The following is a 7423-nucleotide window of genomic DNA, read 5'->3' as shown; positions in this document are numbered from 1 at the left end:
ATTGGGGTGTCGCCAAGCGGTAAGGCACTGGTTTCTGATACCAGCATTCCGGGGTTCGAATCCCTGCACCCCAGCCAAATTGCACAACCTGGCCCGCTTTTGCGGGCTTTGTTGTTTTTGTACTACCCCACTCCTGCCCTGTCGGCCCGCCCTGCGGCGAGCCGAAACGCGACCTCAGTTACAGCCCCAGCGCATAGCGCAACACCTGACGCTTCAGCGCCCCGGAGTGCTGCGCCGCAATCAGGCCGAGATTGCGTGCAATCCGTAGTGGTGCCAGCTGATTGCTGAAGGCGAAATAGAAGAGATCCATACCGCCCTGCATCAGCATATTGTCGGTACGACGCTGACGGTGATAGCGCTGCAATACCCGTTCGGCAGCCCAGTCTTCCGCCGCGCCGCGCGCACTGACCAGCACCTCGATTAACGCATCAATATCGCGATAGCCCAGATTCACACCCTGCCCCGCCAGGGGATTGATGGTGTGCGCGGCATCCCCGACCAGCGCCAGTCCCGGCAGAACATATTGTGAGGCGTGGCGGCGGACCAGCGGAAAGCCGCCCGTCGCATGAGCTTTGAAACGGCCCAGCCGCGCCGGGAAGTGGCTGGCGATCTCTTTCTCCAGCTGTGGCAGCGGCAGCGCCTGTAACTGACGCACCCGCGCAGGCGCGTCATACCAGACCAGCGACGCCCGGTTGTCATAGAGCGGCAGAAAGGCGCGGGGTCCCTGCGGCGTAAAGTGCTGCCAGGTGGCGTCGCCTGCCGGATGTTCACAGCTCACGCTGATCAGCAGACAGGACTGCGCATAGCTCCAGCCATGAATACCGATGCCGGCCATTTGCCGCACCTGAGAGTTGGCCCCATCCGCGCCAACCACCAGCCGGGTATGTAACGCCGTGCCGTCGCTCAGCTTAACCCGCCAGCCGCCATTCTCCGGTTGCAGATCTTCCAGCGTGGCCGGGCAGTAACAGGTCACACCCAGCGACTGCATCTCCTCCCAGAGTGCCCGTTGCAGCACGCTGTTCTCCACCATAAAGCCCAGCTCTGGCAAACCCAGCGAGGCGGCATCAAAACTGACCTGCGCCGTCTGCCACTCCCAGGTCTCCAGCCTGCGATAGGGGGCGCACCGCATCGCCTCGACCCGCGACCAGACGTTAAGCTGCTTCAGTAACGCCACAGAGGATGAACCGATCGCCGAGATCCGCAGATCGGGATCGCTGTCGGCATCAAAAGAGGCGGGTTCGGCGCGCTCAATTACCGCCACCCGGAATTGATGCTGCGTCAGTCCACATGCCAGCGCGGCACCGACCATACCGCCACCGACAATCACCACATCAAACTGATTATCCTGCATTATCCTGTCCCTCTTCTTAGATTCGCCCGCCAGGGCCGCGCGCTGCTGAATAGCGCAAAGTGTACCGGAAAATCCCGGCACGATCAGAAAAGCCCTCAGGCTGGTCACAACAGCATCAAAGCATTACAATACGCGCCCTGCACTTCACTGCACTGAATCAATGGCTAGTTCGATGACAAAAAAACTGCATATCAAAACCTGGGGATGTCAGATGAATGAGTATGATTCATCCAAGATGTCCGACCTGCTGAACAGTACGCACGGCTACACGCTGACCGAGGTCGCTGAAGAGGCAGATATTCTGCTGCTCAACACCTGTTCTATTCGCGAGAAAGCGCAGGAGAAGGTTTTCCACCAGTTGGGGCGCTGGAAAAAGTTAAAAGAGCGTAACCCGGATTTGATCATCGGCGTCGGCGGCTGCGTGGCGTCGCAGGAAGGGGATCACATTCGCCAGCGTGCGCCCTGCGTGGATATTGTCTTTGGCCCGCAGACCCTGCACCGTCTGCCAGAAATGATCAACACCGTGCGCGGCAGCAAAAGTCCGGTGGTCGACATCAGCTTCCCGGAAATCGAGAAATTTGACCGTCTGCCCGAGCCGCGCGCCGAAGGCCCGACCGCCTTCGTCTCCATTATGGAAGGCTGCAACAAATATTGTACTTTCTGCGTGGTGCCTTACACTCGCGGCGAAGAAGTGAGCCGTCCCAGCGATGACATCCTGCTGGAAATTGCCCAGTTGGCGGCCCAGGGCGTGCGCGAAGTCAATCTGCTTGGTCAGAACGTCAACGCCTATCGCGGCGCCACTTTTGATGGAGAGATCTGCACCTTTGCCGAGCTGCTGCGCCTGGTCGCCGCTATCGACGGTATCGACCGCATTCGCTTCACCACCAGCCATCCGATTGAGTTCACCGACGACATTATCGACGTCTATCGGGATACCCCGGAGCTGGTGAGCTTCCTGCATCTGCCGGTGCAGAGCGGCGCGGACCGCATTCTGACGCTGATGAAACGGGCGCACACCGCGCTGGAGTATAAGGCGATTATCCGCAAACTGCGCGCCGCCCGCCCGGATATTGAGATCAGCTCTGACTTCATCATCGGCTTCCCGGGTGAAACCCAGCACGATTTCGAGCAGACCATGAAGCTCATCGCCGAGGTGAACTTCGACGTCAGCTTCAGCTTCATCTACTCGGCGCGACCAGGCACCCCTGCTGCTGACCTGCCGGATGATGTCAGCGAAGAGGAGAAAAAGCAGCGTCTGTGGATATTGCAGGATCGCATTAACCAGCAGGCGCAGGCGATCAGCCGCCGGATGCTCGGCACAGTGCAGCGTATTCTGGTGGAAGGCATCTCCCGCAAGAACGTGATGGAAGTCTCTGGTCGTACCGAAAATAACCGCGTGGTCAACTTTGAAGGTTCACCCGAGATGATCGGTAAATTCGTCGATGTAGAAATTGTCGATGTCTACACCAACTCACTGCGCGGCCGGCTGGTGCGGACCGAAGAAGAGATGGGCCTGCGTATGGCGCAAAGCCCGGCGTCGGTAATTGCCCGTACCCGCAAAGAGAATGAGATCGGCGTCGGTCAGTTCCAGCCGTGATCCCTGCTTTACTGTGCGGCAGCGCGCGTCGCGTTGCCGCCAATTTCACCCTGTTGCACTTGCTTTCTGAAAGTGCCGCCCAAATATCTTTTCATAAGCTTGCGCCCTGGCGTTACGGCATAAATAATTTCGTTATGGTGCATCCGCTTAAGCGTAACGGTGCGCCAGACACACCTCATAACTGGCCCTGAGTGACCCAAAGGATTCGTTTGAATATCGAAACTCGTGAAATCGCCCTTGAACCGGCCGATAACCGTCGCCTGATGAGCCTGTGCGGGCCATTTGACGATAATGTAAAACAGCTTGAGCGTCGTCTGGGCATTGAGATCAATCGTCGCGACAACGTCTTTAAACTGGTGGGACGCGCACTCTGCGTCAACGCCGCCGCGGATATTCTGAAAACGCTCTATGTTGATACCGCGCCCCTGCGCGGCGAGATCCCCGATATTGAGCCAGACCAGATTCACCTGGCGATTAAAGAGAGCCGGGTGCTGGAGCAGACCGCGGAAAGCGTGCCGGAGTATGGCAAAGCGGTCAATATCAAGACCAAACGCGGCGTGATTAAGCCGCGCACGCCAAATCAGGCGCAGTATATCGCCAACGTGCTGGACCACGACATCACCTTTGGTATCGGCCCGGCCGGTACCGGTAAAACCTACCTCGCGGTAGCGGCGGCGGTGGATGCGCTGGAACGCCAGGAGATCCGCCGCATCATGCTGACCCGTCCGGCGGTGGAAGCGGGTGAAAAACTGGGCTTCCTGCCCGGCGATCTGAGCCAGAAAGTGGACCCCTATCTGCGTCCGCTCTACGACGCCCTGTTTGAAATGCTCGGCTTTGAGCGGGTTGAAAAGCTGATGGAGCGTAACGTGATTGAAGTGGCCCCGCTGGCCTATATGCGTGGTCGCACCCTGAACGATGCGTTTATTATTCTTGATGAGAGCCAGAACACCACCATCGAGCAGATGAAGATGTTCCTGACGCGCATCGGCTTTAACTCGAAAGCGGTGATCACCGGCGACGTCACCCAGATTGACCTGCCGCGTCACGTTAAATCGGGCCTGCGCCATGCCATTGAGGTGCTGGCGGACGTTGAAGAGATCAGCTTCAACTTCTTCCACAGTGAAGATGTGGTGCGCCATCCGGTGGTTGCCCGCATCGTTACCGCCTATGAAGCCTGGGAAGCGGCCGATCAGACTCGTCGCGACCAGCAGGCGGAAGAGCGTAAACGCGACGCACTGGCGGCACAGAGCGCCACCCAGGAGAGCAAATGAGCGAGGTCATTCTCGATCTCCAGGTCGCCTGTGAAAACAGCGCGGACCTGCCAGCTGAAAGCCAGTTTCATCGCTGGCTGTCAGCGGCCGTCACCCCATTTCAGCCGGAAAGCGAAGTCACGGTGCGTCTGGTTGATGAAGCGGAAAGTCATGAGTTAAATCTGACTTATCGCGGTAAAGACAAGCCGACCAACGTGCTCTCCTTCCCGTTTGAAGCGCCGCCAGGCATTGAGCTGCCGCTGCTGGGCGATCTGATTATCTGCCGTCAGGTGGTTGAACAGGAAGCCACAGAACAGGGGAAAAGTGTTGAAGCCCACTGGGCCCATATGGTGGTACACGGCACGCTGCACCTGCTGGGCTACGACCATATTGATGATGACGAAGCCGAAGAGATGGAAGCACTGGAGACCGAGATAATGCTTGCTCTTGGGTATCCTGATCCGTACATTTCGGAGAAAGAAGACGCCTGAGCCCCATTTTCAGGCTAACCGGCTGTCGGCAACGCGCCGACAGTCTCTATTTCCTCACCAGAGAGATCTTTAAAAACCGCCATGAGCGACGACCATTCTCAAAACAGCGATGCACCCAGTAGTAAAAAGGGATTCTTTTCCCTGTTGATCAACCAACTTTTTCACGGTGAACCTAAAAACCGTGATGAGCTACTGGAGCTGATCCGCGACTCAAATCACAAAGAGCTGATTGACCAGGATACCCGCGACATGCTCGAAGGGGTACTGGATATTGCGGAGCAGCGCGTGCGTGACATCATGATCCCGCGCTCGCAGATGATCACCCTGAAACGTAATCAGAACCTCGAAGAGTGTCTGGAGGTGATCATTGACTCCGCCCACTCCCGCTTCCCGGTGATCAGTGAAGATAAAGATCATGTAGAAGGCATTCTGATGGCCAAAGATCTGCTGCCGTTTATGAGCAGCGAATCTGAGCCATTCAGCATTGAGAAAGTGCTGCGTCCGGCGGTGGTGGTGCCTGAAAGTAAGCGTGTGGACCGGATGCTGAAAGAGTTCCGCTCCCAGCGTTACCACATGGCGATTGTGATTGATGAGTTTGGTGGCGTCTCCGGGCTGGTCACTATCGAAGACATCCTGGAGCTGATCGTGGGTGAGATTGAAGATGAGTATGACGATGAAGAAGATCGTGATATTCGTCAGCTTAATCGCCACACCTTCACCGTGCGGGCGCTGACCGCGATTGAAGATTTCAATGAGGTGTTCGGTACTCAGTTCAGTGATGATGAAGTGGACACCATCGGGGGTCTGGTGATGCAGGGATTCGGTCATCTGCCGGCCCGGGGTGAAAGCATCGACATTGAGGGCTACCAGTTCAAGGTAACGATGGCGGACAGCCGCCGTATCATCCAGGTTCACGTGACTATTCCCGAAAACTCGCCACAACCTCAACTGGAAGACGAATAAGTCTATGGCTTTAGCCTCACTCTACCCGCGCCAGCGGGTTCGCCTGCTGCTGGCTCTGTTAACGGGTGCGTGCGGCACCCTCGCCTTCTCCCCCTACGACTTCTGGCCCGCGGCACTGCTGTCGCTGGGCGGTCTACAGCTGCTGACCCTTAATCGCTCCAGCCCGCAGGCCAGTGCCATCGGCTTTGTCTGGGGTGTGGGTCTGTTTGGCAGCGGCGTCAACTGGGTGTACGTCAGTGTCGCCACCTTTGGCGGCATGCCGGGGCCGGTCAATGTCTTTATCGTGGCGCTGCTGGCGGCTTATCTGGCGATCTACCCGGCGCTGTTTGCGGGCGTACTGAATCGCCTCTGGCCGCGAACAACGCTGTGGCGCATGGCGCTGGCCGCCCCGGCACTGTGGCAGATTACCGAGTTTCTGCGCGGCTGGGTGCTGACCGGCTTTCCGTGGCTGCAATTTGGTTACAGCCAGATTGATGGCCCGCTGAAAGGTCTGGCGCCGCTTGCGGGCGTTGAAACCCTGACCTTCCTGCTGATGGTGGTGGCTGGCCTGCTGGCGTATGCGCTGCAACAGCGCAGCGTCAGAAGTCTGGTGGCGGCTCTGCTGCTGCTGGCACTGCCGTGGCCGTTACGCTACATCCAGTGGGTTCAGCCGATGCCCGAGCGGGCGGTCGAGGTAGCGCTGGTGCAGGGTAATATCCCACAGTCGATGAAGTGGGACCCGCAGCAGTTACTCAATACCCTGCGCATCTATACCGGTCTCAGTCAGCCGCTAATGGGCAAAGCGCCGATAATTATCTGGCCTGAATCGGCGATCACCGACCTGGAGAGCAATCAGCAGCCGTTCCTGCGTTCGCTGGATGATGAGCTGCGTGAGCGCGGCAGTTCGCTGGTCACCGGCATTGTTGACTCGCGGCTGGAGCAGAACCGTTATCACGACTACAACACGGTGATCGTGCTGGGTGGCAAAACGCCCTACAACTACTTCAGCGGCAATCGCTACCAGAAAAATCACCTGGTGCCGTTTGGCGAATTTGTGCCGCTGGCCGATCTGCTGCGTCCGCTGGCACCGTTCTTTGATCTGCCGATGTCCGCCTTCAGCCGGGGTAACTATCTCCAGCCGCAACTGAGCGTAGCGGGCTATAACCTCACCACCGCCATCTGTTATGAGATCGTGCTGGGTGAGCAGGTACGGGCCAACTTCCATCCTGACACCAGCTTCCTGCTGACCGTTTCAAATGACGCCTGGTTTGGTCACTCTATCGGCCCGTGGCAGCACTTCCAGATGGCGCGGATGCGGTCGCTGGAGCTGGGCCGTCCGCTGTTGCGCAGTACCAATAACGGCGTGACGGCGGTGGTCAATGCCAGCGGTGACGTTGAGAAGTCACTGCCGCAGTTTACCCGCGATGTGCTGGTCAGCAAGGTGACGCCTACTCAGGGCGTCACGCCTTATGCCCGGGCCGGTCTCTGGCCGGTCTGGTCTCTGACGCTGCTGGCCGCGGCGATTGCCTTGCTGCGTCGCCGCCGATAATCTTTCCTGCCCCGCAAGGCGAAGCATCCGCTTCGCCTTGTTCCCCACTCTGCGCTATTTCCCGCTCCCCGCACCGCATACTCTGCTACCCGAACCGCTATTTACGCTTTTCTGGCACGATGATTGCTAAATATTTCAATGTTTTTCGCAAACAGGCGGAATACAGGCGCTGATGCCAGGCCGGTTGCACCAAAATAGTCGCTTCTGCTGCACCTTTATTGCGCAGGCCGATAAAAATGCGTT

6 protein-coding genes and 1 tRNA gene are annotated in these 7423 nt (G+C 58.0%); 6 read left to right on the top strand and 1 reads right to left on the bottom strand.

All coding sequences use genetic code 11. The annotated features are described in order from the left end of the window. Positions 1–2: 2 nt before the first annotated feature. A tRNA-Gln gene (locus ACCW71_RS19120) sits at positions 3–77 on the top strand. A 101-nt stretch (positions 78–178) separates the two neighbouring features. On the opposite strand, the gene ubiF is transcribed toward ACCW71_RS19120, so the two are convergent. Next, entirely contained in the window at positions 179–1351 is a 1173-nt protein-coding gene (gene ubiF / locus ACCW71_RS19115) for a 3-demethoxyubiquinol 3-hydroxylase (protein ID WP_436374121.1), read from the bottom strand. A 172-nt stretch (positions 1352–1523) separates the two neighbouring features. Here ubiF and miaB point away from each other — a divergent pair, with 172 nt between their 5' ends. From miaB to lnt, 5 genes are all read left to right on the top strand, one after another. Continuing rightward, entirely contained in the window at positions 1524–2948 is a 1425-nt protein-coding gene (miaB, locus tag ACCW71_RS19110) for a tRNA (N6-isopentenyl adenosine(37)-C2)-methylthiotransferase MiaB (protein ID WP_436374119.1), read from the top strand. 209 nt (positions 2949–3157) lie between these two features. Then, positions 3158–4219, top strand: a complete 1062-nt coding sequence (locus tag ACCW71_RS19105; RefSeq protein ID WP_436374117.1) for a PhoH family protein — start codon at positions 3158–3160, stop codon at positions 4217–4219. Continuing rightward, a complete protein-coding gene (ybeY, locus tag ACCW71_RS19100; protein ID WP_436374115.1) occupies positions 4216–4689 on the top strand; it encodes an rRNA maturation RNase YbeY in 474 nt (157 codons plus the stop codon). Before ACCW71_RS19105 ends, ybeY begins: the two co-directional genes overlap by 4 nt. Positions 4690–4770: 81 nt before the next feature. Next, positions 4771–5652 (top strand): CNNM family magnesium/cobalt transport protein CorC, encoded by an 882-nt coding sequence (gene corC / locus ACCW71_RS19095; protein ID WP_436374113.1) that lies wholly within the window; start codon positions 4771–4773, stop codon positions 5650–5652. 4 nt (positions 5653–5656) lie between these two features. Beyond that, complete coding sequence (gene lnt / locus ACCW71_RS19090; protein ID WP_436374112.1) at positions 5657–7180, top strand: apolipoprotein N-acyltransferase; 1524 nt, start codon at positions 5657–5659, stop codon at positions 7178–7180. The last annotated feature ends 243 nt before the right edge of the window (positions 7181–7423 follow it).

The organism is Pantoea sp. C2G6, assembly GCF_051336815.1.
Lineage (GTDB): Bacteria > Pseudomonadota > Gammaproteobacteria > Enterobacterales > Enterobacteriaceae > Pantoea.
Note: the sequence above shows the minus strand (reverse complement) of the source record. Positions and strands in the feature narration are given on the sequence as shown.